Source organism: Bordetella genomosp. 5, assembly GCF_002261315.1.
Classification (GTDB): Bacteria; Pseudomonadota; Gammaproteobacteria; order Burkholderiales; family Burkholderiaceae_B; genus Bordetella.
This window is the reverse complement of the sequence record NZ_NEVP01000004.1, coordinates 73,500-99,720: the sequence shown is the minus strand read 5'-3', so window position 1 is coordinate 99,720 and position 26,221 is coordinate 73,500. Positions and strand designations below refer to the sequence as shown.

The 26,221-nt window shown below is 65.6% G+C and carries 25 protein-coding genes and 1 tRNA gene; 12 read left to right on the top strand and 14 right to left on the bottom strand.

The features are described from left to right. Window positions 1–75: 75 nt before the first annotated feature. Both clpP and tig read right to left on the bottom strand, forming a co-directional pair. Window positions 76–729 carry an ATP-dependent Clp endopeptidase proteolytic subunit ClpP gene (clpP, locus tag CAL25_RS05980; protein WP_094799044.1) on the bottom strand — a complete coding sequence of 218 codons (654 nt, stop codon included), beginning with the start codon at window positions 727–729 and terminating at the stop codon, window positions 76–78. Window positions 730–731: 2 nt separating this feature from the next. Then, on the bottom strand, window positions 732–2,042 hold the full coding sequence (tig, locus tag CAL25_RS05975; RefSeq protein WP_094799043.1) for a trigger factor: 1,311 nt from the start codon (window positions 2,040–2,042) through the stop codon (window positions 732–734). Between the two features lie 244 nt (window positions 2,043–2,286). On the opposite strand from tig, the gene CAL25_RS05970 reads away from it, so the two are divergent. Further along, window positions 2,287–2,859 (top strand): TIGR00645 family protein, encoded by a 573-nt coding sequence (locus CAL25_RS05970; RefSeq protein ID WP_094799042.1) that lies wholly within the window; start codon window positions 2,287–2,289, stop codon window positions 2,857–2,859. 123 nt (window positions 2,860–2,982) lie between these two features. Here the strand turns inward: CAL25_RS05970 and CAL25_RS05965 are convergent, their stop codons facing one another. The 6 genes from CAL25_RS05965 to CAL25_RS05940 all read right to left on the bottom strand — a co-directional run bounded on the left by CAL25_RS05965 (window position 2,983) and on the right by CAL25_RS05940 (window position 6,479). Continuing rightward, complete coding sequence (locus CAL25_RS05965; RefSeq protein WP_094799041.1) at window positions 2,983–3,189, bottom strand: cold-shock protein; 207 nt, start codon at window positions 3,187–3,189, stop codon at window positions 2,983–2,985. Between the two features lie 291 nt (window positions 3,190–3,480). Beyond that, window positions 3,481–4,047: a DUF924 family protein gene (locus CAL25_RS05960; RefSeq protein WP_094799040.1), complete on the bottom strand. Its 567-nt coding sequence runs from the start codon at window positions 4,045–4,047 to the stop codon at window positions 3,481–3,483. Between the two features lie 100 nt (window positions 4,048–4,147). After that, complete coding sequence (locus CAL25_RS05955; RefSeq protein WP_094799039.1) at window positions 4,148–4,351, bottom strand: cold-shock protein; 204 nt, start codon at window positions 4,349–4,351, stop codon at window positions 4,148–4,150. Between the two features lie 318 nt (window positions 4,352–4,669). Further along, complete coding sequence (locus CAL25_RS05950; RefSeq protein WP_094799038.1) at window positions 4,670–4,987, bottom strand: hypothetical protein; 318 nt, start codon at window positions 4,985–4,987, stop codon at window positions 4,670–4,672. 40 nt (window positions 4,988–5,027) lie between these two features. Further along, window positions 5,028–5,345, bottom strand: coding sequence for a hypothetical protein (locus CAL25_RS05945; RefSeq protein ID WP_249278967.1), 318 nt, complete (start codon window positions 5,343–5,345; stop codon window positions 5,028–5,030). 144 nt (window positions 5,346–5,489) lie between these two features. Then, window positions 5,490–6,479, bottom strand: coding sequence for an autotransporter outer membrane beta-barrel domain-containing protein (locus tag CAL25_RS05940; RefSeq protein ID WP_249278966.1), 990 nt, complete (start codon window positions 6,477–6,479; stop codon window positions 5,490–5,492). A 421-nt stretch (window positions 6,480–6,900) separates the two neighbouring features. Here CAL25_RS05940 and CAL25_RS05935 point away from each other — a divergent pair, with 421 nt between their 5' ends. Next, a complete protein-coding gene (locus CAL25_RS05935; protein WP_094799036.1) occupies window positions 6,901–7,566 on the top strand; it encodes a hypothetical protein in 666 nt (221 codons plus the stop codon). 123 nt (window positions 7,567–7,689) lie between these two features. Here the strand turns inward: CAL25_RS05935 and CAL25_RS05930 are convergent, their stop codons facing one another. The 3 genes from CAL25_RS05930 to CAL25_RS05925 all read right to left on the bottom strand — a co-directional run bounded on the left by CAL25_RS05930 (window position 7,690) and on the right by CAL25_RS05925 (window position 8,498). Then, window positions 7,690–7,908: a hypothetical protein gene (locus tag CAL25_RS05930; RefSeq protein WP_094799035.1), complete on the bottom strand. Its 219-nt coding sequence runs from the start codon at window positions 7,906–7,908 to the stop codon at window positions 7,690–7,692. Window positions 7,909–7,944: 36 nt separating this feature from the next. Further along, the gene (locus CAL25_RS24180; protein WP_170948400.1) at window positions 7,945–8,112 is read right to left on the bottom strand and encodes a hypothetical protein; all 168 of its coding nucleotides are present in this window, start codon (window positions 8,110–8,112) and stop codon (window positions 7,945–7,947) included. Window positions 8,113–8,411: 299 nt separating this feature from the next. Then, window positions 8,412–8,498, bottom strand: a tRNA-Leu gene (locus CAL25_RS05925). A 47-nt stretch (window positions 8,499–8,545) separates the two neighbouring features. Between CAL25_RS05925 and dapC the strand changes: the two genes are divergently transcribed. From dapC to CAL25_RS05880, 9 genes are all read left to right on the top strand, one after another. Next, entirely contained in the window at window positions 8,546–9,742 is a 1,197-nt protein-coding gene (gene dapC, locus CAL25_RS05920; protein ID WP_170948399.1) for a succinyldiaminopimelate transaminase, read from the top strand. 33 nt (window positions 9,743–9,775) lie between these two features. Beyond that, window positions 9,776–10,597 carry a 2,3,4,5-tetrahydropyridine-2,6-dicarboxylate N-succinyltransferase gene (gene dapD, locus CAL25_RS05915; RefSeq protein ID WP_094799033.1) on the top strand — a complete coding sequence of 274 codons (822 nt, stop codon included), beginning with the start codon at window positions 9,776–9,778 and terminating at the stop codon, window positions 10,595–10,597. Further along, entirely contained in the window at window positions 10,594–11,733 is a 1,140-nt protein-coding gene (gene dapE / locus CAL25_RS05910) for a succinyl-diaminopimelate desuccinylase (protein ID WP_094799032.1), read from the top strand. Before dapD ends, dapE begins: the two co-directional genes overlap by 4 nt. A gap of 7 nt (window positions 11,734–11,740) precedes the next feature. Continuing rightward, on the top strand, window positions 11,741–12,637 hold the full coding sequence (gene prmB, locus CAL25_RS05905; RefSeq protein ID WP_094799031.1) for a 50S ribosomal protein L3 N(5)-glutamine methyltransferase: 897 nt from the start codon (window positions 11,741–11,743) through the stop codon (window positions 12,635–12,637). Beyond that, complete coding sequence (locus CAL25_RS05900) at window positions 12,634–14,568, top strand: ABC-F family ATP-binding cassette domain-containing protein (protein WP_094799030.1); 1,935 nt, start codon at window positions 12,634–12,636, stop codon at window positions 14,566–14,568. Before prmB ends, CAL25_RS05900 begins: the two co-directional genes overlap by 4 nt. Window positions 14,569–14,743: 175 nt before the next feature. Then, window positions 14,744–15,232, top strand: coding sequence for an RNA polymerase sigma factor (locus CAL25_RS05895; protein ID WP_094799029.1), 489 nt, complete (start codon window positions 14,744–14,746; stop codon window positions 15,230–15,232). Further along, window positions 15,229–16,167, top strand: coding sequence for a FecR family protein (locus CAL25_RS05890; protein ID WP_094799028.1), 939 nt, complete (start codon window positions 15,229–15,231; stop codon window positions 16,165–16,167). Before CAL25_RS05895 ends, CAL25_RS05890 begins: the two co-directional genes overlap by 4 nt. A 117-nt stretch (window positions 16,168–16,284) precedes the next feature. Continuing rightward, entirely contained in the window at window positions 16,285–18,912 is a 2,628-nt protein-coding gene (locus CAL25_RS05885) for a TonB-dependent receptor (RefSeq protein ID WP_094799027.1), read from the top strand. A 45-nt stretch (window positions 18,913–18,957) separates the two neighbouring features. Then, entirely contained in the window at window positions 18,958–20,100 is a 1,143-nt protein-coding gene (locus CAL25_RS05880) for a cytochrome-c peroxidase (protein WP_249278965.1), read from the top strand. 52 nt (window positions 20,101–20,152) lie between these two features. Here CAL25_RS05880 and CAL25_RS05875 read toward each other — a convergent pair whose 3' ends face one another. Beyond that, the gene (locus CAL25_RS05875) at window positions 20,153–22,471 is read right to left on the bottom strand and encodes a UvrD-helicase domain-containing protein (RefSeq protein WP_094799025.1); all 2,319 of its coding nucleotides are present in this window, start codon (window positions 22,469–22,471) and stop codon (window positions 20,153–20,155) included. After that, window positions 22,468–23,679 (bottom strand): DesA family fatty acid desaturase, encoded by a 1,212-nt coding sequence (locus CAL25_RS05870; RefSeq protein ID WP_094799024.1) that lies wholly within the window; start codon window positions 23,677–23,679, stop codon window positions 22,468–22,470. The genes CAL25_RS05875 and CAL25_RS05870 overlap by 4 nt, the downstream gene beginning before the upstream one ends. Before the next feature lie 274 nt (window positions 23,680–23,953). Between CAL25_RS05870 and CAL25_RS24305 the strand changes: the two genes are divergently transcribed. Next, a complete protein-coding gene (locus CAL25_RS24305) occupies window positions 23,954–24,358 on the top strand; it encodes a hypothetical protein (protein ID WP_212590874.1) in 405 nt (134 codons plus the stop codon). 129 nt (window positions 24,359–24,487) lie between these two features. Here the strand turns inward: CAL25_RS24305 and CAL25_RS24540 are convergent, their stop codons facing one another. After that, a complete protein-coding gene (locus CAL25_RS24540; protein WP_094799447.1) occupies window positions 24,488–25,918 on the bottom strand; it encodes an RsmB/NOP family class I SAM-dependent RNA methyltransferase in 1,431 nt (476 codons plus the stop codon). Window positions 25,919–26,221 lie beyond the last annotated feature (303 nt).

Sequence of the window (26,221 nt, the reverse complement as noted above, 5' to 3'; positions counted from 1 at the left end):
GGCGGCGGGTGCACATTCAACGCTTATCGAATCTGGCGGCAGTACAGGGGCCTGGGCGGCCCTGCGGTGGCGTGATTACACGTCAGCGCGGGAAGCCAGAACCTTGTCTACCAGACCATACGATACCGCATCTGCAGCCGACATGAAGTTGTCACGCTCGGTGTCTACGGCGATGCGTTCCACAGGCTGGCCGGTGTTGTCGGCCAGGATCCGATTCAGCCGCTCGCGCAGGTCCAGGATCTCGCGGGCCTGGATTTGAATATCCGTGGCCTGACCCTGGGCACCGCCCGACGGCTGGTGAATCATGATGCGGGAATTGGGGAGCGAGAAACGCTTGCCCTTCTTCCCGGCTGCCAGCAGGAACGCACCCATGCTCGCCGCCAGGCCCGTGCACAACGTCGACACATCGGGCTTGATGAACTGCATGGTGTCGTAGATGGCCATCCCGGCATACACCGACCCGCCGGGCGAGTTGATGTAGAACGAGACGTCCTTGTCAGGATTCTCCGATTCCAGGAACAGCAACTGAGCGACCACGAGGTTGGCGGTCGCATCGTTGACCGGACCCACCAGGAAGATCAGCCGCTCGCGCAGCAGGCGCGAGTAGATGTCGTAGGCCCGCTCGCCGCGGCCCGATTGCTCGACCACCATGGGGATGTAGCCCAGGCCGGTCGGCGTGACGGACGAGCCGCCGTTCATCGCTGCATAGAAATCGGTGAAACGCTGCATATTTATGCCATCCCCATCAACTGGTCGAAGGCCACCTTCTCGTCGGTAACCTTGGCCTTTTCCAGCACGTAGGCCACCACGTTGTCCTCCAGCACGATCGCTTCGATTTCGGCGCGGCGCTGGCGGTCGGACAGATAGTAGCTGACAACCTGAGCGGGCTGCTCGTAGTTCTGGGCGAACTCTTCGATGCGGGCGCGCACTTGCTCCGGCTTGGCCTGCAGTTGGTTCTGCTTGACCAGTTCGGAGACGAGCAGGCCCAGGCGCACGCGGCGCTCGGACTCGCCGGCGAAGATTTCTTCGGGCATCGGAACGCTTTCGGCGTTGGGCACGCCACGCTGCTTCAGCTCTTCACGGGCTTCGGCGATGCGGCCTTGCACGTCGTTGCTCACGAGCGCCTTGGGCACGTCGAACTTGGCGGCTTCGACCAGGGCATCCATCACGCTGGTCTTGGTGCGGCCTTGCGAGCGAACCTTGACTTCACGTTCGATGTTGGTGCGGATGTCGGCCTTGAGCTTTTCGACGTCGGCATCGGCTTGGCCCAGCGACTTGGCGAACTCGGCGTTGACTTCGGGCAGCACGCCCTCGGCAACTTCCTTGATCGTGATCGTGAACTCGGCGGTCTTGCCGGCCACTTCCTTGCCTTGGTAGTCGTCGGGGAACTTGAGCGGGAAGACCTTGGTCTCGCCAGCCTTCAGGCCACGAGCCGCTTCTTCGAACTCGGGCAGCATGCGGCCCTGGCCCAGAACGAACGGGAAGTTTTCGGCGGTGCCGCCTTCGAAGGCGACGCCGTCGATCTTGCCGGCGAAGTCGAGGACGACGCGGTCGCCGTCTTGCGAGGCGCGGTCTTCGCGGGTTTCGAAAGTGGCGCGTTGCTTGCGCAGCACGTCGAGCGTCTTGTCGACTTCAGCGTCCGACACTTCGGTGTCGTAGCGGGTCACGGCGAGCGACGACAGATCGGGCACGGTCACTTCGGGGTACACCTCGAAGGTGGCGCTGAACGCCAGCGTGCTTTCGTCGACACCTTCGGTCTTGGGCTCGAGGGTCGGCATGCCGGCGACGCGCAGCTTGGCGCCTTCGACGGCCTGCTCGAACGCACGGCCGACCTGGCTGTTGATCACGTCGTAGCGGATGCTGGGGCCTTGGGTGCGCTCGATCATGGCCATCGGAGCCTTACCGGGACGGAAACCGGGGACCTTGGCGGTGCGGGCCACGCGCTTGAGTTGCGCCTGGACTTCCTTTTCGACGTCAGCGACCGAGACGGCCAGATCAATACGGCGCTCGAGGCCGGAGAGGGTTTCAACCACAGGCTGCATTAAAAGACCTATTTTCCGAGGGGTAACGAGGGAGAAATGGAGAACGAAACGAGCTAAACGGGCCATTTTACCGGAAAGTTGCAGAAGCACCGCAAGCCCTGTCCCGGCCCCCAAAAGCGCCCTGGGGGAACTGCCTCATATCGTCACGGTCTGATAGCCCCGTTGTCGTCTGGCGTTGATAGAATTTCGCCCGCCTGGAACACCGCTACACCCATAACAATTCAACTTATAGCTCGCCTACCTCATGAACGAACACCGCCAACCCCGCCTGGGCCTCCTGCCCGCCCTCATCTTCAGCTCACGCTGGCTGCAGCTGCCGCTCTACCTCGGCCTCATCGTGGCGCAGGGCGTCTACGTCTTCCTGTTCCTCAAAGAGCTGTGGCATTTGGTGTCGCACACCAACAGCTTCGGCGAGATGGAGATCATGCTGATCGTGCTCGGCCTCATCGATGTGGTGATGATCTCGAACCTGCTCGTCATGGTGATCGTGGGCGGGTACGAAACCTTCGTTTCGCGACTGCGCCTCGAAGGCCACCCGGACCAGCCCGAGTGGCTCAGCCACGTGAATGCCAGCGTCCTCAAAGTGAAGCTCGCGATGGCCATCATCGGCATCTCGTCGATCCACCTGCTGCGCACCTTCATCGAAGCCGGCAACCTGGGTGGCGCCAACGCGCGCTTCACCGAGACCGGCGTGATGTGGCAGACCATCATCCATGTCGTCTTCATTCTGTCGGCGATCGGTATCGCGTACGTCGACAAGCTGACCAACAACGGCGCGGGCGCGAACGCACATCTGCATCGCGCGCCCCACGCCTGACGCGGCCCGCGCGGCGCGGGCACGAGCTGCCCGCCCGTCCGCATGCGCCTCGCCACCAAAGCAAAAAGCCCCTTTTTCAAGGGGCTTTTTACATGGGGCGAAGGAACCTCGCCCTGAGATCGCTCAGGTCGCGACCTTGATGTTCTTGGCGCTCGGACCCTTGGGGCCTTCACCGACCTCGAAGGTCACGCGCTGGTTCTCCTGCAGCGACTTGTAGCCTTCGCTGCGGATCTCGGAGTAATGGGCGAAGAGATCTTTGCTGCCGTCATCGGGCATGATGAAGCCATACCCTTTTTCTGCGTTGAACCACTTAACGATACCGGTTGCCATGGTGAGTCCTTGAGCCTAAAAAGCGACGAATCGCGGAGCGCCAGATGATCAAGGGAACACGGTGACAACGATACTTGCCGGCCAACTGCCCGGCGCCACACGACTTGAAGATCTCGCCAGCCCAGTTTAGGTGTGCGGCGGAACAACGGTCAAACTTTCAGGAAACCACTTGTTATTCACTACATTGGACACATGTTGTTTCAATGTCGTGAGACCCCTGTCTTTCGGGGGGTGGCGGCGGCGCCACACTGCCCTGTCCCTCTCGCGAACTGTCGGCGCCAGGGGCTGTTCTCAGCCAGCGAAACCGCCCTCGGCCAGGAAGCGTTGCTCTTCGATGGTGCTGTCGCGCCCCAGGCTGGCGTTACGATGCGGGAAGCGGCCGAAGCGAACAATAATATCGCGGTGAATAATCGCCCAACGCAATGTCTCGGCGTCGAGGTCCGACATTAATGACACCGATTCAGTTTGGGCCGCGAGATCCTCGGCATGTTCAAACGGCAAATAAATAAAGTGCCGCATTTCAATATCGACCTTACGGTCGTTTCCGGCCTGAATCGCGCGGCGCGCGATGGCCAGCGCGAGGCCGTCCGTGGCGAACATGTGACCGGTGCCCCGGAACGCATTGCGGGGGAACTGATCGAGCAGGATCAGCAGCGCCAGCACGCCGTCGACCGTGCCTTCCCATGCCGCCAGCTCGCCGCGCGCCGCGGCGAAGTGCGCCCCCAGAAAGCGGGCACGAAAATCCCGGTCGAACGCCTCGTCGCGGGCGAACCACCTGGCCGGGCCCGCCGCACGCCAGAAGCGCACGACCTCCTCGGGGGTGAGAGCCGACGGGGGATCGAAGGAAAGCTCGGTCATGTGGGGTCCTGGCGCAGAGGGCGCGGCGCAGGCATGCGCACGGCGCCCAGAAATGAAAAAAGCCCCTTGCGGGGCTTTTCGCGGTTCAGTTACCTGTGAATTACAGGACCTGAATCTTGGTGGCTTGCGGACCCTTGGGACCCATCGCCGTCACGAAGCTGACGCGCTGGTTCTCTTCCAGGGACTTGAAGCCGTTGGCTTGAATTTCGGAGAAGTGGGCGAACAGGTCCTTGCCACCCGCTTCCGGGGTGATGAAGCCATAGCCTTTTTCTGCGTTGAACCACTTAACGACGCCGGTTTCCATACTGTATTTCCTAGAGATTTATGGGCAAGAGAGCCCGGGACCACGATTCAATCAAGGAGAGGACAGCAGAACAATAACGGTCGCCGGATAAGGCACGGCACTGAACAAACTTCGCAACACTTGACCTCGTGTACCGCCACTATCGTCAGGTTCCTCTCCCAAGTCAACATAATCCTCAAAATTACGTACCAATAGTGCAACAAATAGAAACTGCGGTAACCGCTTGCTTATTATTTGCGCGGACGCGTCTACGCGCCCCATTTACTAATAATCAAATGGGGCGAATTTAAACTGTGATAAGCGTTTTGAAGAGTCCGGTCAGTCGACCGGCAAGCCAAGCAGATCCAGCGCCGCGCCGAAGCTGTCCGCATCGGCGCAAAAGAAAACGGCGAGGTCGCCCGGGTTGATGTTTTCCAGCACTTCGTCGATCTGCGCCTGCGCTTCGTCGACGCTGTCGACCGAGGCTGCGTGGATCGCCGCGCCCTCACCCACACGCTCGGGCGGGACGAAGTCCGCGATGGCGTCGAGATCGGGAGCGCCAAGCACGACGTACGTGGCGAGCACGGCGCCATCGATTGTCGTGTCCAGGCTGAGGCCGCCTTCGAACTCGCCAACCTGGCGACTGCTGATTTCCATGATGAAATTCCTAACGTTGCCGCTCGAGAGCGGCGTCAATTCATGAGCGCGGCATACGCCGCGCCCGGATGCGCCGTGCGAGCAACGCACAGGCAGCACCAATTACCAGCGAGAACAGTGCCGCCGCGATAGCGAGCAACGGCGCCTGCCCGGCGAACGCGCCATCGCGCGTCAGCACCCATACGACCACCGCCGCCACCCCAGCCCAGGCCAGCACGCCTGACAGCGTACTGCCCAGGGCACGCGCCTGGCCACTGAGCCAACCGCTCAGCAACGCCAGTGCCACCATCGAGGCCATGGCCCAATAGAGCAGCTCGTAGTCCACGGGATCAGGGTCGGGAGAGAAGGGGCTGGCCACCCGGCGCGCGCGCCGCGCCAGCACCATAGCGGGATCGGACGGCCATTATAGAGGACTTGCGGCAGGCCGCCGCGCGCCCGGCGGCCGAGGGCGCTGGCGAGCCTTGCGACGCGGCAGGAACCGCGCCAGGCGGTAGCGCCGTGCTTAGAAGCGGTAGCTGTAGCCGACGTTGAAGGTCAGCTCACGTTTGACGATATCGCCGCGGCCGTAGCGCAGGTCGGCGAAGCCACGGTGGGCGCCGGATGACACCTGCATGCCGCCGCCGAGCTGCCAGCGGTCGCCGGGCAATTCCACGTCATAAGTGCTGCTGCCGAACTTGATCGTGTCATCGTTGGAGAACTGATGCAGGTACGACGCGGTGGCATAGGGCCGCAGCGTGGTGCCGCCACTGAGCTGGAAGTCGCGCCCGGCGCGCACGCCTGCGCGGCCCTGCACCGAGGTCTGGCTGCTGCGCGTGTAGATCGCCTGCAACTGCGGCTCGACGAACCATTGATCTTCGAGTTGCAAGTGATAGCCCAACTCGACGCTGCCGCTGTACGTGGTGTGCTTGACGTCATCTTTGTAGGTGCCGAGGTTGAGCGGCAGATCGAACTCGACCTCGTCCTTGATGCGACCGACCTTGCTGACCGCATCGACGTAGAAGCCGCCGTTGTCGACGTACGTCAGGTAGGTGCCGAGATAGCGGCTGCGGCTCTTGCCTTTCATGATGTCGTTGTCGTCCTGGTCGGCATGCCCCAGCCCCACGTACGCACCGAGAAACAGCTTGCCGGTCGAGAGATCCCAGCCGTAGTCGCCGCCGATGGCGCCCACTTCGACGTCATTGTCGAACTTGCCGGCATCGTCGCCGTCGATCTTGTAGCGGCTGCCGCCCCCACGTGCCCACAGGCCGCCCCGGCCGCCGTTGCGCAACTCGCCCTGGCGCTGACCCGCCACGCCCAACTCGGACTCGAGCAAGAGCAAGGATCCGGTCTGACCCATGGCGACCCCTTCCGCGCCGCGTCGATTGATTTCGGCCCGAACCTGAGCGGGCGTGACCAACTGAGCCTGCGCCGCGGGCGCCACCCAGGCGCTCGTTGCCACGGCTGCCAGGGAAAGCGTTACGGCCAGCGGGAGTCTTGCGGGAGCCTTTGCCATTGCCATCGATCCATCCTCGAGGAAAAAATGAAACCCGGTCGGTGCCAAGCGTTGCACCGCCATTTTCTATACAAAATACAAAATTTATTCTATCGATGGTGTCCGCCCCCAAATGTTTCAGACACCAGGCAAAACCGGGCGTAATTCATAGGGATGGCCGAGTGTTGCGAAAAAACACCTATGTAACGGGGCATTTGCGTACCGCCCGCCCGCACCACCAGGCCCGCGCCGGGGCGTCCGGCCCGCGCGATCGGTTGCCCTTTTTCATCCTTGGGCGGCCCCGCGCTTGCCCTGTCACGAATTTGGGCCCCAGAATGGTTCTGCAAGCAGCCTCCGGGCACCCGGCCCGCCCTCCACGACTACCGATATCGACACAGCCTCCATGCCCACGCGGTTTTTGTTTGTCCCGTCCCGCCCTCCGTTGCATGCCCGTTCGCAGCGCGTGTGTCGTGGAGGCGCGCTGTCGGGCAGCGTCGCGGCCCTGGCGCTCTTGGCGGGGTGCGGATCGACGGCGTGGTTCCAGGATGAAGGGCCGGCGCTGACGCCCGCGCCCGGTGCGACGACCTTCGTTTTCATACGGCATGCCGAAGTGCCGGTGGCGGGGCTGGGCCAGTTGAGCTGCCGCGGCCTGAATCGGGCGATCGCGCTGGTGCAGCGGCTGCCTCGCCGGGTGGGTCCGCCGCAGGCCGTGTTCGCGCCCTCGCCCGCGGTGCAAAAGATGGAGAGTGGGCAGGCGTACAGCTACGTGCGTCCGCTCGCGACGGTCACGCCGCTCGCCGTGCAATACGGCCTTCCGGTGCAGGCGCAGATCGGTTACGACGACGCCAAAGGATTGGCGAATGCCCTCGATGCGGCCGATCTGCGAGGCCGTACGGTCGTCATCGCGTGGGACCATCGAACCCTCCCCGAGGCGGTCAGACTGATACTCGACCGCCACCAGGGGCCCTCGGCCTCCGTGCCCGCCTGGCGTGGCAGCGACTTCGATTCGATCTATGTGGTGCGCGTGCCCGCCAACAAGGGTCCCGCGGCCTTCATTCAGATGTCGCAGGAATTGGACAGGCTGCCCCAGACCTGCCCGGGCACGTGAGCGGCGCAGGGTCGCGCACCGCGCCCGGAATGTGATCGGGCCACCTGAATAGAAAAATGCCGGCGTGTGCCGGCGTTTTCGATGTAGCGGCTTTCGATGGGGCAGCGCCGCATCTCGAGTCAGTCAGGCAGCGCGAGCCCACCCCAGGCGATCGAAGTGTGCGACTGCGTCGTGCACGAGCGCCTCGGCCTGAAGCCGCGCGGCGGGCTCGCTGCGTTCGGGACGCGTGGCATAGGAGTAGCAGGCCTGCCGGCCGGCATCCAGCTCAAAGGAGATGTTGACGCGGCCGACGTATTTACCGGAAGCAAGCGGTGTCACGTTGATATGGACCTTCGCAGACACCGAGTCTCCCGAGATGCATGGCTGTGTCCCTGAATCTTACGCGGACGGCTCGACGACCGCCACCGGCTTGTGCACATGCAGACATGCATCGACCGACTGACTTGATTTCAGGCAAAGCGCGAACGCCTGAGCCTCGCCCACCGTGGAAAAAACATACTGCACACGGTCCACGATGACCGAAGAATCCATGATCACCAAATGCATGCCTGGCTCCCGAGTTCGTCATGCAGAAGGGCCAGCAACCCCCATGCCTGCATACAGCAACCCGTCAGCTGGCGCCGCGCGCGAGGTGGGGCGAGCCGGGGGGGCTAGGCTTGGGGCTTGGAGCTTGAGGCTTGGCGGCCGTGGGGCTGGGGTCAGGCCGACCACTTAGGCCGACCACTTAGGCCAACCACTCAGGCCGACCGGTTAGGCTTGACCGGTCCGGCCGACCGATTGTGCCGATCGAGTGTGCCGACCGAATATGCCGACCGACTAGCCCGGCATCACGACATGAATGGGGTTGGTGCGAAGGGCGGGACTCGAACCCGCACACCTGTTACGGCGTCAGGACCTAAACCTGGTGCGTCTACCAATTTCGCCACCTTCGCAAAAGGCCAAGCCCGCTATTGTAGCTTGCTTGTTAAAATCGTGCGCTATGAATCCGCGTCTCGATGCCCTGCATCCCTATCCCTTTGAAAAACTGCGTGGTCTGCTGGCCTCGGGCGGCACGCCGCCGGATGGCCTCGCACCCATCAATTTGTCGATCGGTGAGCCCAAGCACGCCACGCCCGCACTCGTGGGCGAGGCGATCAATGCGCACCTGAACGGCCTGTCCGTGTACCCGGCGACCAAGGGCACGCCGGCGCTGCGCGAGGCGATCGCGCAATGGCTGGCACGCCGCTACAGCATTCCGGCGCCCGACGCCGACACGCAAGTGCTGCCCGTGCTGGGTTCGCGCGAAGCCCTGTTCGCCTTCACCCAGGCCGTCATCGATCCGGCGGCGGATTCGCTGGTCGTCTGCCCGAACCCCTTCTATCAAATCTACGAAGGCGCGACCGTGCTCGCGGGCGCCCGCCCCTTCTACGTCAACGCCGATCCCGCGCGCGACTTCAACCCCGACTGGAACGCCGTCACGGAAGACGTGTGGCGCCAGACGCGGCTGGTGTTCGTGTGCACGCCCGGCAACCCCGCGGGCAACGTGATGCCGCTGGAAGACTGGCGCACGCTGTTCGCGCTGTCGGACCGCTACGGCTTCGTCATCGCGTCCGACGAGTGCTACTCCGAAATCTATTTCGACGAGGGCGACGCGCCGCTGGGCGGCTTGCAGGCCGCACGCCGGCTCGGCCGCGACACGTACAAGAACCTCGTCGTGTTCTCGAGCCTGTCCAAGCGCTCGAACGTCCCGGGCATGCGCTCCGGCTTCGTGGCGGGCGATGCCGCGCTGATGGCGCGCTTCCTGCTCTATCGCACCTATCATGGCAGCGCCATGAGCCCCGTGTTCGCGGCGGCCAGCGTCGCCGCCTGGAACGACGAGGCCCACGTTCAGGAAAACCGCCGCCTCTATCGCGCCAAGTTCGAAGCCGTTACGCCCATCCTGGCGCGGGTGCTCGACGTGCGCATGCCGCAGGCTTCGTTTTACCTGTGGGCGCCTACCCCGGGCTGCGACCAGGCCTTCGCCCGCGACCTTTACGGACGCACCGGTGTTACCGTGCTGCCGGGCAGCTTCCTGGCGCGCGAGACGCGCGGGGTGAATCCCGGCGCCGGCCGTATCCGCATCGCGCTGGTGGCGCCGCTGGACCAGTGCGTCCAGGCCGCCGAACGCATCGTGCATTTTGTGCAGACTTCCGTCTGATCCCTTGACCAACCCTCTCAACACCGAGCCGTCATGACTCTCGACCTCCAGACCACCATTGAAAAAGCCTGGGACGACCGGGCCAACCTGTCTCCCTCCGACGCCAGCGCCGCCGTGCGCGAAGCCGTCGAACACACTATCGACGCCCTCGACCAGGGCCGTCTGCGCGTGGCCGAGAAGATCAACGATCAATGGACCGTGCATCAATGGATCAAGAAGGCCGTTCTGCTGTCCTTCCGCCTGTCCGACAATGAAGTCATGGGCGCCGATCCTCTCACGTTCTACGACAAGGTGCCGACCAAGTTCGCCGGCTTCGGCGACGCGGCCTTCAAGGCAGGCGGCTACCGCGTGGTGCCCCCGGCCGTCGCACGCCGTGGCTCCTTCATCGCCCGCAACGTGGTGCTGATGCCCTCGTACGTCAACATCGGCGCATACGTCGACGAAGGCACGATGGTCGACACCTGGGCCACCGTGGGCTCGTGCGCCCAGATCGGCAAGAACGTCCACCTCTCGGGCGGCGTCGGCATCGGCGGCGTGCTCGAGCCGCTGCAGGCCAACCCCACCATCATCGAAGACAACTGCTTCATCGGCGCGCGCTCCGAAGTGGTCGAAGGCGTGGTGGTCGAAGAAAACTCGGTCCTGGCCATGGGCGTGTTCCTGTCGCAAAGCACCAAGATCTACGATCGCGCCACCGGCAAGATCACGTATGGCCGCGTGCCCTCGGGTTCGGTCGTGGTGCCGGGCTCGCTGCCTTCCGAAGACGGCTCGCACAGCCTGGCTTGCGCCGTCATCGTCAAGCGCGTGGACGCACAGACCCGCGCCAAGACCAGCATCAATGAGCTGCTGAGGGCCTGATGAGCAACGCCGTACTGGAACTGGTCAAGGACCTGATCGCCCGCCCGTCCGTCACGCCGGCCGACGTGGATTGCCAGAAGCTGCTCGCCGATCGGTTGACGCGCGTCGGCTTCACGTGCGAAACCATCGCCCGCGGGGATGTCACCAATCTGTGGGCACGGCGCGGCACGCGCGGTCCCGTGACGGTGTTCGCCGGCCACACCGATGTGGTGCCGCCGGGCCCGCGTGAAAAATGGGAAAGCGATCCGTTCGTGCCGACCGAGCGCGACGGGTTCCTGTACGGCCGCGGGGCGGCCGACATGAAGAGCTCGATCGCCGCCTTCGTGGTGGCGGCCGAAGAATTCGTGGCGGCCCACCCCGACCACGAGGGCTCCATCGCCCTCCTGATCACCTCCGATGAAGAAGGACCCGCCATCGACGGCACCGTGATCGTGTGCGATGCGCTGCGCGAACGCGGCGAACAGCTCGACTACTGCATCGTCGGCGAGCCCACCTCGGGCGCCGTGCTGGGCGACACCTGCAAGAACGGCCGCCGCGGCTCGCTGTCGGGTGCACTGACCATCAAGGGCATCCAGGGCCACGTGGCTTATCCGCATCTGGCGCGCAACCCCGTGCATCAGTTCGCGCCCGCCCTGACCGAACTGGTCGGCATCGAGTGGGACCAGGGCAACGAATACTTCCCGCCCACTACGTTCCAGGTGTCGAACCTGAACGCCGGCACCGGCGCGACCAACGTCGTGCCGGGCGAGGCGGTGGCGCAATTCAACTTCCGCTTCTCGACGGCGAGCACGCCCGAGTCGCTGAAAGAACGCGTGCATGCCGTCCTCGACAAGCACGGGCTCGAATACGATCTCGAGTGGGAACTGGGTGGCGAGCCCTTCCTGACGCCGCGCGGCTCGCTGACCGATGCCCTGGTACAGGCCATCGCCGCCGAAACCGGCGTGACCGCCGAGCTCTCGACCACCGGCGGCACGTCCGACGGCCGCTTCATCGCCAAGATCTGCCCGCAGGTCATCGAGTTCGGCCCCGGCAATGCCACCATCCACAAGGTCAACGAGCGCGTCGAACTCGCCAGCCTCGAACCCCTGAAGAACATCTATCGCCGCACGCTGGAAAACCTGCTGCTGGCGCGTTGAATTGCACATGGCCACTACTGACCGTCAAGAACTGCAGACCCTGCGCGACCTGATCCGCTATGGCGTATCGCGCCTGAACGCGGCCAAGGTGGCGCTGGGGCATGGATCGGACAACGCCTGGGACGAAGCCGTCTATCTGGTGCTGCACGGACTGCATCTGCCGCCCGACACGCTGGATCCGTTCCTCGATGCCCGCGTTCTCGCCAAAGAGCGCGAGCGCGTGCTCGACCTGATCGATCGCCGCGTGAGCGAGCGTCTGCCGGCCGCCTACCTCACGCACGAAGCGTGGCTGCGCGGCCATCGCTTCTATGTCGATTCGCGTGTCATCGTGCCGCGCTCGCCCATCGCCGAGTTGCTCGACGAAGGCTTGTCGCCCTGGGTGCAGGACGCCAACGACGTGCAGTACGCGCTCGACATGTGCACGGGCTCGGGTTGCCTGGCCATCCTGAGCGCGCTGGCCTTTCCGTACGCCGAGGTCGACGCGGTCGACCTGTCGCCCGAGGCCCTCGACGTGGCGCGCCGCAACGTCGACGACTTCGGTCTGCAGGATCAGGTCACGCTGCACGCCAGCAACCTGTTCGACAGCCTGCCCGAGCGCGCCTATGACGTCATCGTCTGCAATCCGCCGTACGTCAACAGCGCATCGATGGACGCCTTGCCGCCCGAGTACCGGCACGAGCCGGCGCTGGCGCTGGCCGGCGGCACCGACGGCATGGACCTGGTGCGCCGCATCCTCGAAGCCGCACCGCGCTATCTGAGCGAGCAGGGCGTGCTGGTGCTCGAGATCGGCCACGAGCGCGATCACTTCGAGGCCGCCTTCCCCGACCTGCATCCCGTGTGGCTGGAAACGGCGCAGGCCAGCGACCAGATCCTGCTGCTTACGCGCGAGCAACTGACGCTGTGATACGTGCTTCTGGATTGACGCTGCGCCGCGGCACCAAGGTGCTGCTCGATGGTGCGGACTTCGTGGTGCACCCTGGCGAACGCGTCGGCATCGTCGGCAAGAACGGCGCGGGCAAATCCTCGCTGTTCGGCTTGCTGACCGGCGAGCTCGACCTGGACGCCGGCAACGTCGACCTTCCGGCCGGCTGGCGTATCGCCAGCGTGGAGCAGGAGATCTCGAGCACCGAGCGGCCGGCGCGCGAGTTCGTCATCGACGGCGACGTGCATCTGCGCGCGCTGCAGGCGCAACGTGCCGCGCTCACCGACGACCAGGGCACGCAGATCGCCGAGACCGAGGCGGCCCTGACCGAGGCGGGCGTCTGGAGCGCCGCCTCGCGGGCGGAGCAGTTGCTGGCCGGCCTGGGCTTCAAGCCCGACGAGTGGATGAAGCCCGTCGAAAGCTTCTCGGGCGGCTGGCGCATGCGCATCGCGCTGGCCCGCGCGCTGATGGCGCCCTCCGAACTGCTGCTGCTGGACGAGCCGACCAACCACCTGGACCTCGACGCCATGCTGTGGCTCGAGAAGTGGCTGGCCGCCTATCAGGGCACCGTCCTGCTGATCTCGCACGATACGGAGTTCCTCGACGCGGTCGCGCGCGCGATTCTGCATTTCGATCACGGCAAGCTCGTCCGCTACAAGGGCGGCTACCAGGACTTCCTGTTGCAGCGCGCCGAGCGCCTGCGCCAGGCGTCCATCGCCATCGATCGCCAGAACCGCGAGGCTGCACGGCTTCAGAGCTTCATCGATCGATTCAAGGCCAAGGCGTCCAAGGCCAAGCAGGCGCAGAGCCGGGTCAAGGCGCTCGCGCGCATGGAGGCGCTCGCGCCGCTGCATGCCGAATCCGGTATCGACATCCGCATCCCCTCCCCCGAGCACACGCCCGATCCGCTGCTCACGCTCGAACACGTGTCCGCGGGCTATGCCGGCGACGCGGGCGATGCCAAGCCCATCCTGAGGGACGTCACCCTCATGGTGCGCGCCGGCGCGCGCGTGGGCGTGCTGGGCGCGAACGGCGCCGGCAAGAGCACGCTGATCAAGACGCTGGCCGAAGAGCTGCCCGTGCAGCAGGGCGAACGCCGGGCCTCCAGAGGCCTGGCCATCGGCTACTTCCATCAGCATCAGCTCGATATGCTCGATGTCGACGGCACGCCGCTGCAGCATCTCGCGCGGCTTGCGCCCGAGGTCCGCGAGCAGGAACTGCGTAACTACCTGGGCGGCTTCGGCTTCTCGGGTGATGCCGTCACGAGCAAGGTCGGGCCCATGTCGGGCGGCGAGAAGGCTCGCCTCGCGCTGTCGCTGATCGTGTGGCAGCGCCCCAACCTGCTGCTGCTCGACGAACCCAGCAACCATTTGGACGTCGAGACGCGCGAAGCGCTGGCGGCCGCGCTGGCCGAGTTTTCGGGCAGCATGCTGCTCGTATCGCACGATCGGCATCTGCTGCGCACGACCGTCGACAGCTTCTGGATCGTCGCCGATGGCGCCGTGCGTGAGTTCGACGGCGACCTCGAAGACTACCGGGACTGGCTGTCGGCCCGCAACGCCCAGGAGCGCGCCGCCGCACCGTCGGCGCGCGGCGACCAGCCCGATGGCGGCGTCGACCGCAAGGCGCAGCGGCGCCAGGAAGCCGAGGAGCGCCAGCGTTTGTCCGCGCTGCGCAAGCCGGTGCAGGCAAAGCTGGACAAGGTCGACACCCAGATGGAGCGTGCCCGGGTGCGCCTCGCCGAGCTCGATGCGCTCATCGCCGACGCCGATCTGTACACCGATGCGCGGCGTAACGAACGCCAGACCATCATGGCCGAGCACGGCGAACTGGCCAAACGCATGAACGAACTCGAAGAGCAATGGCTGGAATTGCAGCAGTCGCTCGAAGAGATCGAGCAGGGATTGGGCTGAGCGCGGTCGCGCGCACGGCAGCCCGCTCCCTCGCTTTGCGAACGCCGCCTTCGGGTGGCGTTTGTTTTGGGTGGCCGCACGTGCCGCACTGGCCGCCCCCATTTAGGAATGGTTATCATTTATACTCTGCGGGTTTCTGACCTTCCGTGCCTGCCGCCCATTGCGCCCGCCCGCCATGCCCGTGCTGACCGACGCCTTTCTGCACCACTACCGTGAACTGCTCAGTTTTCTCTCATTGCGCACGGGATCGCGCGATACGGCGCAGGACTGCGCGCAGGACACGTGGATCAAGCTCAGTGAATCGGGCGACCGCGCCCAGCCGGAAAATCAGCGCGCCTACGTGTTCCGCGTGGCCGCCAACATTGCGACGGACTGGCATCGGCGGCTGGCGCGCGAACGCCAGGCCAACGAGCGCTACGCATCGGGCCTGACCGGCCAGACCGAGGCGGACACGCTGGACGTGGCCGCGGCGCGGCAGACACTGCGGCGCCTGCAGGCGGTGTTGCTCGCGCAGCCGGCCCGCAGCCTGGAGATCTTCGTGCTCCATCGCCACGAAGGCCTCACCTATCGCGCCATCGCCGAGCACTGCAGGGTCTCGGTCAGCGCGGTGGAGAAGCACATGATGCGTGTTCTGTTGGCCTGCGACGCCGCCCTGCAGGCATGAGCGCCGTCCCCGCCGCACCGCGTCACGCCCTCACCCGACCGCAGGCGCTGCAGGCTGCGTCGCAATGGGTCGTCAAGCTCAGCGACACCGAATGCGACAGCGCGACCTACACCGCGTTCGAGGCCTGGTATCACAGCCGGCCCGAGCATGCCGCGGCCTTCGACAGGCTCAGCAAGGTCTGGGGTACCTTGGGACGTCTGCAACCGGATCAGCTCAACGCCCGGCCACGCCGCGCCACGCGCGCGCTGGCAGGCGGCCTGCTGAGCCTCGCGCTCCTGGCGGGTCTGATCGGTGGCCCGGCATTCGACGCACCGGACGTCCGCGCCGACCATCGCGTCGAACGGGTGGCGTTACCCGACGGCTCGATCGCCACGCTCGACGCAGGCAGCGCGCTGCGCTTCGACTATGCCGCAGGCCGGCGCGACGTCGTCCTGGAGCGAGGCCGCGCGTTGTTCGAGGTGCGGCCGCGCCAAGCCGGCGAGCCCCCGTTCCGGGTCCGCACGGACCAGGGGATCGCCACCGCGTTGGGCACGCGCTTCGAAGTCACGCGCGCCGCATCCGGCATGCGCGTGCACGTCTACGAGCACGACGTGGCGATCCTCTGCACGATGTGCGAGCCACGCGAGGCCATGACGCTGTCACCCGGCGAAGGCGCGCATCTGCACGACGGCAAATGGCAGCGCGACGCCGGCGCGACCACCGCCTCCCCTGCCTGGAGCCAGGGGCTGCTGAGGCTTGACGACATCAGCCTCGCGCAGGCTGCGGAACGCCTGCAGCCCTACAGCGATCGCCGGCTGCTCGTGGTGGGCGCGGCGCGCGATCTGCGCGTGTCGGGCACCGTCAACATCGCGGACGTGCAGCGCGCGCTGCGCTTTCTGCTGGCACGCCAGTCCGTGACCACCTACACACTGCCCGGCCTGCTGGTGCTCCAGTAAGCATGCGCAAGGCAATCGACAGCGGCAGGACGATTTAAATTATTCATCGATCGCGCGATGAGGTACTGGCTTGCGAGGAACGTCTTACCCGCAACGACGTAGCCTCGAGGACGCATCATGACCATCGCCCGTTCAGCGCGCGGCGCGGCGCAAGCCGTGCTGGCATTGAGCCTCGCCCTAGCCTTCCATCCGGGCGCGCAGGCGCAGACGCCCGCCAACGGCGTGACGCTCGACCTGCCCGCGCAACCCCTGGGATCCGCACTGCTGAGCCTGGGCGAGCAAGCCGGCATCGAACTGAGCTTCAGCCCGCAGGCCGTCGCCGGCAAGGCGGCGCCCGCGGTGCGTGGCACGCTGACGCCGTTCGACGCGCTCAACCGATTGCTCGACGGCAGCGGCCTGCAACTGCGTCAGGACGGGCCGGGCCGCTACCAGATATATGCCGAGGCGCGCAACGCGTTCTCCGTCGCGCGCCTTGAAACCGTCGAGGTGGTGGGGCAGTCTCCCGAGGAACGCGTCTACTCGCGCGCCGAAATCGCGGCCACCCCCACGGCCAACCGCGACCTGAGCTCCCTCGTCGCCAGCGCGCCCGCGGTGCGGCTGGGCAGCGACACCGACGCCTCCAGCAACCGTGGCTCGATGAATGTGCAGGACATCTCGATCCACGGCGCGAGCCCCTATCAGAACCTGTTCCAGATCGACGGCATGGCGGCGAGCAGCATGATCGATCCCGCGAGCAAGAACCTGAATCTGCAGGTGGGCAACATCCCCAGCAACGCGCAGGCCTACTTCGTGGACACGGCGCTCGTGGACTCGGTGCGCGTGCTCGACAACACCATTCCGGTCGAATACGGCCACTTCACGGGCGGGGTCATCGATGCAAAGCTGCGCCGGCCCAGCGGCGAGAACCACCTGGCCGTGGACTACCGCTGGAACACCTCCAAGATGACGCGGCAAAATGTCTCGGAAGGCGATCAGGAAGCCTGGGGCCAGGGCGAGCCCGGCTACGCACCCGAATGGAAGAAGCGCTTCTACACCGCCGTGGGCGACATCGCCCTGGGCAGCGACACCGGTGCGATCCTGTCGATGTCGCGCCGTGAATCGACGATTCAGCGCTTTCGCATGGGCGAACAGAACGGTCAGGCCCAGGCATTCCAGGAAGGCTACGACGATCGCGTCGACAACTTCCTCGGCAAGTTTTCCACGCGCCTGTCGTCCGACACCGTGACCGACCTGGTGCTCAAGTACAGCGACCGCCGGGAGTCGCTGGTGAGCAACTTCTTCCGCAATACCAACTGGGACAACCAGCACGCCGCGCGCGGCGTGGGTTGGAATCTCGATCATCGCTTCGATGGCGGACGCGTGTCGGTACAGGCGGGCTGGGACAAGTTCGTGAGCAACCGTTCGTCGGACGCCACCGAGCTGGTCACCCAGCAGTTTTCCGACCGGCGCCCGCAGTACACCTGGGGCGGCTTCGGCAAGGAAGAAAAGGCGCAGCAGACTGTGAGCTTCTCGACGCGCGTCGACCTCGATCCGGTCGACACCGCCTTCCTGCGGCACAACCTCTACGGCGGCGTGCAGGCCGAACAGGTGGACTTCAACTTCGAGCGTTACGACGACGCCTATTCCTACCGCGCGGTGCAACAGCTGGACGGCAGCTCACGCGAGTTCAGCAAGCAGCATTACCTCGCGGGCACCGTCGACAAGCGCTATCGCACGCTGGGGCTGTACGCCTCGGACCGCATCGAATGGGGCCGCGTGGCGCTCACGGCCAGCACCCGCATGGATCGCGACACGCTGCTCGGCAACACCGACCTGTCGCCGCGCACGCGGCTGGACTGGGATGCCCTCGGCACCGGTGACACCGTGCTGTCGGCAGGCTGGGCGCGCTACTACGGCTCGTACATCCTCGACATCATGATGCGCGAGGAAGTCAGCAAGTTGCGCCGCCAGGTGCTCGACGCCCGAGGAAATCCCGTGGCCGATGGAAGCAAAACCGAGTTCTCCCGCTATGACGGCCTGCGCACGCCGTACGACGACGAATGGGCTTTCTCGCTGCGGCAACGCGTCGCCGGCCTGGAAGGCACGCTCAGCTACGTGCGACGCAACGGGCGCGATCAGATTTCCAAAACCGGCACCAGCACCGAGGGATACGAGTACGTGAACGATGGCTGGTCGCGCACGGACTCATGGATGCTCAGCGTCGTGAACCAGCAACCCTGGAAACTGGGCCCGACCTACTGGACCGGGCGCGCCAGCTGGAGCTATCAGCGCAGCAAGCGCAACACCGATATCGTCACCGGCTACGAAGATGGCGCCTATGCGCCCGACGACTACATTCTCTACAACGGCGAACGCATACTCGCGGGTGCCCTGCCGCCGAATGACTTCAACCAGCCTCAGCAGGTCGTGCTCAGCCTCACGGGCCGCTGGCCGGACGCGGGCCTCACCTGGAACAACGACGTGCGCTGGCGCAGCGGCCGCAACGGCATCAGCTACCTCGGTCTCGGTCCGCGGCCGGAGTATCTCGAACGCTACGAGTCGGTGAAGCTGCCTTCGTACTGGACCTGGGATACACGCCTGACGTGGGAACCCCGGTTCGCGCGCGGTCTGGAGTTGTCGGTGGACGTGTTGAACGTGCTGAATCAGCAGCCCAAGCTCACGGTGACGGCGCCCAATCGCAATCAGGATCTGAGTCTCTATCGGACCGGCCGCGAGATCTGGCTGCAGGCCGGCTACCGCTTCTGACTCCCCTCTATGTCGTCATCCATCGGATACCGCGTCGGCCTGGCGGTGGCCATCGCGCTGACCCTGCTGATGGCATCCCCGCCGGTCGAGGCGCAGGCAGCGGCACCGGCCGACGCGAGCCGGTCGTGCCGCGATGCCTCGGGTCTGTGGGACGCGGCTTGCCTGCGGGCCCAGTATCGTGAGGTGCGCGCGCGCTGGCCCACACCGACGATCGACCCCGGCGTTCGATGGTCGGAATGGTCGGCCGTGCCCTCCGCGAGCGCACCGCCCGAAACCTGGACCGCCAGCAATCCGGGCCAGTCGCAGCTCAACGCGGATTTACGGCAGCCCGCGATCGTCACGCTGGGCGCGGTGCTGTTCGCCGACCCGCGCTTATCGGCCAACGGCAAGATCGCCTGCGCGAGCTGTCATCAGCCGGAACATGCGTTCAGCGACGGCCGCGCGCTCGCGGTCGGCGCGGATGGGCTGATGGGCAGACGGCGTTCGATGCCGCTGTTCGCGGCGCCGTTCGCGCCGGTGCTGTTCTGGGACGGGCGCGCGGCAAGCCTGCACGAACAGGTGCTGGGCCCGATCGCCGATCCGCGTGAGATGAACCATGATCTGGCGAGCGCGCGTGCCCGCCTCGCGGATCTGGCGGACTACCGCGCGCTGCTGCAGGCGGCCTATGGCGATGCACAGGTGAGCGACGCGCGCATCGCCCGGGGGCTCGCGGCGTTCGTCGCCACCTTGCGCCCGCCGGAGACGCGCTTCGACCGTTTCCTGGCGGGCGACACGGCCGCGCTCGACGACAGGGAAATGATCGGCCTGCATCTGTTTCGCACCGAAGCGCGTTGCATGCACTGCCACCAGGGCGCCTTACTCACCGACGGCCAATTGCACAACATCGGCTTGTCGTTCGTGGGACGGCGCAATCAGGACCTGGGCCGCTACGAGGTCACCCGCGCGCCCGAGGATATCGGCAGATTCCGCACGCCGAGCCTGCGCGGTGTGTCGCGCGCCGGCCCCTTCATGCACAACGGCATCTTCCCCACGCTGGTTGGCGTCGTGCGGATGTACAACGCCGGCATGCCCTCGGGGCGCGTGCCCGCGGGCACCACACTGACCGCGCGAAAGTCGCCGTTGATCCAGCCACTGAACCTGTCGCCGGACGAGATCGACGCTCTAGTCGCCTTCCTTGGCAGCCTATAAAAAAAAGCCGGCGCGTGACCGCGCCGGCTTCGTCCTGCGAATGCAAGCACGCTCAACCCTGGATGATGTCCAGTTTGGCGATGCCCAGCGCGAGCGTCTTGGCGCCGACGTCGCGGAACTGGATCTGCGCTTGCGCGTCCTGTCCGGCGCCACTGAGGCCGATGATGGTGCCGTCGCCGAACCGCGCATGGCGCACGCCTTGTCCCACGCGATACTGGCGGTCGCCCACGGTGACACCGGTCGCCACGCTGCGGGCGGCACGCGGCGCGACCGAGCTGGTGTGCTTGCGGCCGTACGCGTCGCCATGACCGCGGTTCCAGGAATCGCCCTGACCGCTGGCAAAACCTGCCGCCGCGGCCTGGCTGTATTGCGTGCCCATGCGCGGCGAGAGCCACTTGAGGTGTTCCTCGGGGATCTCGTCGAGAAAACGCGAGCGCATCGCATAGCGCGTCTGGCCGTGCAGCATCCGGCTTTGGGCCAGACTGATGTACAGGCGCTCACGAGCTCGCGTGATCGCCACATACATCAGGCGCCGCTCTTCCTCTAGACCGGCCTGTTCGAGGATGCTGTTCTCGTGCGGGAACAGCCCTTCTTCGAGGCCGGTGATGAACACCGCGTCAAACTCCAGGCCCTTGGCCGCGTGGACGGTCATGAGCTGCACCGCTTCCTGGCCCAGCTGCGCCTGGTTGTCGCCCGCCTCGAGCGCCGCATGCGACAGGAACGCCGCCAACGGCGACAGACCGGTGGTGGGCGGCGGAGCCGGCGCATCGACGACGCCCGGATTCAGCGTGCTGTTGACGTCCGACTCCGGCACCACCCCGGCCGGCATGCCGTCGAAGTTTTCTTCGGCCGTGAACACGGCCGCCGCGGTGATGAGTTCGTTCAGGTTCTCGAGGCGTTCGGCGCCTTCGCGCTCGGCCTGGTAATGCGCCTTCAGGCCGCATTCTTCGATGACGTGCTCGACCATCTCGGGCAGCGGCAGATCGCGCGTTTCGTGCGCGAGGCGGCCGATCAGCTGTGCGAACTGGGCGAGGTTGGAGCCACCCTTGCCCGGCACCCGCGCCACCGAATCGAACAGGCTGGTCCCGCCGCTACGGGCGGCATCGGCCAGGGTTTCGAGGGTACGCGCGCCGATACCGCGCGCCGGGAAATTGACCACCCGCATCCACGAGGTGTCGTCGTGCGGATTGGAAATCAGGCGCAGATACGCCAGCGCGTGCTTGATCTCCTGGCGCTCGAAAAAGCGCAGACCGCCATAGACCTTGTAGGGCACACCCGCCGAGAAGAGCGCGTGCTCCAGCACGCGCGACTGCGCGTTGCTGCGATAAAGCACCGCGATCTCGCTGCGCGACCGGCCTTCGTTGATCAGCGCGCGGATCTCTTCGACGATCCACTGCGCCTCCATGGCATCCGAGGGCTGCTCGATCACGCGGACGAGCTCGCCCTCTCCCTGGTCGGTCCAGAGATTCTTGCCAAGACGCCCGGTGTTGTGACCGATCAGCGCATTGGCCGAGTCCAGGATGTGGCCGTAGGAGCGGTAATTCTGCTCGAGGCGGATGACGCGGCCGTGCGCGTAGTCGCGCTCGAAGTCGGCCATGTTGCCGACGTTCGCGCCGCGGAACGCGTAAATGGACTGGTCGTCGTCGCCGACCGCGAAGATCGCGGCGCCGCCGCCGGCCAGCAGGCGCAGCCACTTGTACTGCAGCGTGTTGGTGTCCTGGAACTCGTCGACCAGAATGTGCCGGAAACGGCGCTGGTAGTGCTCACGCACCGGCGCGTTGCGCGACAGCAGCTCGTAGGCGCGCAGCAGCAATTCGGCGAAGTCGACCACGCCCTCGCGCTGACACTGGGCTTCGTAGAGCTCGTAGATTTCGATCAGACGGCGGCGATGGGCATCCCAGGCCTCGACCTCGGACGGACGCTGACCGTCTTCTTTCGCGCCATTGATGAAGCGCTGAACGTCGCGCGGCGGATACTTCTCGTCGTCGACGCCGTTCGCCTTCATCAGGCGCTTGATCGCGGCCAGCTGGTCGGCGGTGTCGAGGATCTGGAAGGTCTGCGGCAAGCCGGCATCGCGGTGATGCGCGCGCAGCATGCGATTGCACAGGCCATGGAAGGTACCGATCCAGAGGCCGCGCGTGTCGATAGGAAACACGGCCGCCATGCGAGTGAGCATCTCGCGGGCGGCCTTGTTGGTGAATGTGACGGCGAGCAGCGCAAATGGACTGGCCTGGCTGGTTTGAATCAGCCAGGCCATGCGGGTCGTGAGGACCCGGGTCTTGCCGCTACCCGCCCCGGCGAGTACCAGGGCGTGTTGCGGTTCGAGAGTGACTGCGGCGCGTTGCTCGGGATTGAGTTTATCCAGCATCATGCCGCATAGCGGCGCAGACGCAGTGCAAACTGCTCGAGCCCGGCGATGCCGCTTTGCTGGGCGCGCTGGCACCAGGCTTGCAGATCATGCAGAAGCTGCTCGCTGCTGGCGCTGGAGCTCTCCCACAGACGGCCGAGTTCGCGGCGCATCTGGACCAGAGTGGAGAGCGACTGGTTGCGTGCGATGGCCTGATCGACTTCGGCGATCTGCTCGGGCTGCAGCACGTCTTCGTTGCGGGTCAGCACGCGGCTGGCACGCTTCAGGACCGTGAAGTTGCAGTCGGCGCTGCCCTTCTGGCGCGCGGGCTTCATCTTCGCCAGCTCTTCGGCGGCAGCCTGCTTGATCACGTCGGCGTAACGCGCCATCACTTCGTAGCGGTGCGTGATCACGCCCTGCAGGGTGCGCAGGTCGATGCCTTCCTTGGCGTCGGGATCGAGCTTGAGCTTGGGCGCGACCTTCTTGACCTTGGCCAGGCCGACCATCTCGAGCGTACGGATGTAGCCCCAACCGATGTCGAACTCGTACCACTTGGCCGAGAACTTGGCCGACGTGCCGTGAGCGTGGTGGTTGTTGTGCAGCTCTTCGCCACCGATGATGATGCCCCACGGGAACACGTTCGTGCTGGTGTCCGGGCTGTTGTAGTTGCGGTAGCCCCAGTAGTGGCCGATGCCGTTGACGACGCCAGCCGCCCAGAAGGGAATCCAGGCCATCTGCACTGCCCACACGGTCAGGCCGGCGGCGCCGAACAGGGCGACGTCGATCACGAGCATGGTCAGCACGCCACGCAGGCTGTGCGTGGAGTAGACGTTGCGCTCGAGCCAATCATCGGGCGTACCGTGGCCGAACTTGGCCATGGTTTCCTTGTTGTTGGACTCTTCGCGGTAGAGTTCGGCGCCGCGGAACAGCACCTTCCAGATGCCGAAGAGCATCGGGGAGTGCGGATCGCCTTCCTTTTCGCATTTGGCGTGGTGCTTGCGGTGAATCGCAACCCACTCCTTGGTGACCATACCGGTGGTCAGCCAAAGCCAGAAGCGGAAGAAGTGCATCACTGCGGGGTGCAGATCCAGGCCCCGGTGCGCCTGGCTGCGATGCAGGAAGACGGTGACCGACACGATGGTGATGTGCGTAACCACCAGCGTGAACAGAACGATCTGCCACCAGCTGGCCTGGGTCAAGCCACCAGAAATAAACGAAAGGATGTAATCCATAAACCTGTTTCTACGCCTCGCAAAAGAGTGGGCAAATTTTAGCCCACATGTTTTTTTCGTGACAGCGCAGTTTCAAAATAGTTTTTGAGCCAAATCAAGGACTAAGCCGCGCTTGGAGCACCCCGATCGGGGCCATGACGGACGTTCACGAGACGTCGGTCGCTACCTCTTAAATGGTGGCGGACTGGGCCGGCACCAAGGCTTTTCTACATTTTGCTACAACCTCGATCCACAATATATTGTGTGTTACCCGTATCGCAGAGTGATCCCCACGATGTTCCGACCACGCACCTTACTCGCCCTGCCCCTGCTGCTGGGCGGCATACCGCCCGCTCAGGCGGACGCCACGCTCATCGCCGGGCAGACCGTCGTGGTCGCGAGCTATTACGAGCTGCGCGGCCCGAACTGCCAGGCCATGAATCCCCCGCACGTTCGTATCATTACGCGCCCTACCCTGGGCGCGCTCACGATCGTGCGCGGCGAAGCCAATACCGGCGGTGGAGGCCGTTGCGCCTATACGTCGGTGCCGGTGTCGCAACTGCTGTACCGTGCCCAGCGGCCGGGTAGCGAAACCATCACGTGGGAGGTGCGCTACCAGGACCGCGGCCGCAAGGTGGAGCGCGTGAGCGCCCAGATCACGGTGGGCGCCGCGAACCCCTCCGGCACCACCGCGCCGTGATGGGCGCGGCATGACGGGCGGGGTTCGAGCCCCAATTCGAATTTTGACAGCGTACTGAACGGACAGTTCCCGGACAAGCCGGGATCGGGGCAAGAATCGCCCCGCTTCCCCAACCGCCCGCTATCGGGTTCAGTCGGTACCGCCGCCACCATCGGAGCCGCCGTCGGACGCGCCCGCGCCGGTATCCGTACCCGTGTCGGCCACGCCCTCGGCCACATCCGACTCCGCGCCTCGCGGCTTGCGCTCGGCGGCCTCTTCGTTGCTCGCAGGCAACGCCGATCCGGCCCCGACAGCGGGTGCATCGGTCGAGGCTTCGGTCGCGGCGGTGCTGCGCGCGGCTTTTTTGCGCTCGAATACGGCGCCAAAAAAGCCATCGGTGCCGTGTTCGTCGGGACGCAACTGCACGTACGGGCCGGTCAGTGCCAGCGTCGGGCAGCGATCCTGCAGGATGCGCGCGGCGTCGAGGCGTTCGAATTCAGGGTGCTCGGCCAGGAAGCGCTCTGCCTGGGCCGCGTTCTCTTCTTCGAGCAGGCTGCACGTGGCGTAGACCAGGCGTCCGCCCGGTGCCACGCAGCGCGCCGCGCTCTTGAGAATTCGGTATTGCAGATCGACCAGCTCGGCCAGCACCTGCGGCTGCTGCCGCCATTTCAGATCGGGATTGCGACGCAGCGTGCCGATGCCGGTGCAAGGCGCGTCGACAAAGACTCGCTGGGCCTTGCCGGCCAGGCGCTTCACGCGCGCGTCGTTTTCGCTTTCGATCGCGACCGGCACGACGTTGGACAGGCCGCTGCGCGCGAAGCGAGGCTTCGCCCGCGCCAGACGCGCCGCCGAGACGTCGAAGGCGTAGAGCCGGCCGGTCGAGCGCATCAGGGCGCCGATCAACAGCGACTTGCCACCGGCGCCGGCGCAGAAATCGATGATCATTTCACCGCGGCGCGGGCCGACGAGCAGTGCCAGCAACTGGCTGCCTTCGTCCTGCACCTCGAGCGTGCCGTTTTCGAACTCAGGCAGGCGGTTGATCGGCGGGTGACCCTTGAAGCGGATGCCCCACGGCGAATGCGCCGTCGGCTGAGGCGCAAAGCGCGCGAGCGGACCGGCATTGAGCGTGGCGAGCAGCGCGTCGCGATCTCCCTTGAGCGGGTTGACGCGGATGTCGAGATTGGCCGCCACGTTGAGCGACGCCATCAACGCCTCGCCCTCGGGCATGACGGCGAAGCGCTCGTCGAGCCAGTCCGGCATGCTCAGGCGCACCGATCGCGGCAAGGTGGCCGGATCGATGAGGTCGACGCGTGCCAGCCAGGCGGATTCGCCGCTGTCCAGGCCTTCCTGCACCCACTCGGACCCACGGAAGCCCGCCAGACCGAGAATGGCGAGACGGCGCGTGGCGTTGCCGACGCCGCTTTCGCTGAGCTGGCGGTAACGGCGCAGATTGCGCAGCACGTCGTAGACAGCCTCCGCCACTTCGGCGCGGTCACGTCCACCCAGATTGGGATGGGCCCGGAACCAATGCGAGAGCACGCCGTCGGCCGGGTAGGTCCATTGCAGCACTTCGGACAACACGCGCTGGACCTGTTCGAGCCGAACGGCCGCGATGGGCATGCGCGGACGCGGTGCGCCCGCACCCGGGCCACCGAAGCCCGGATTGGGGCTGCGGCCACGGCCGCCGTCCTGCGGGCGATTGCCGCCCCGATCCGAATACGAACGACCGCTTCCCTGCGAGCCGTAGTCGGCGCGGCCGCGATCGCCGTAGTCGGAACGGCCACGATCCTGCGACGCGTAGTCGGAACGACCACGATCCTGGTAACCCGACCGGCCGCCGTCCTGCGACGACGAACGGCCACGGTCCTGCGACGAATAGTCGGA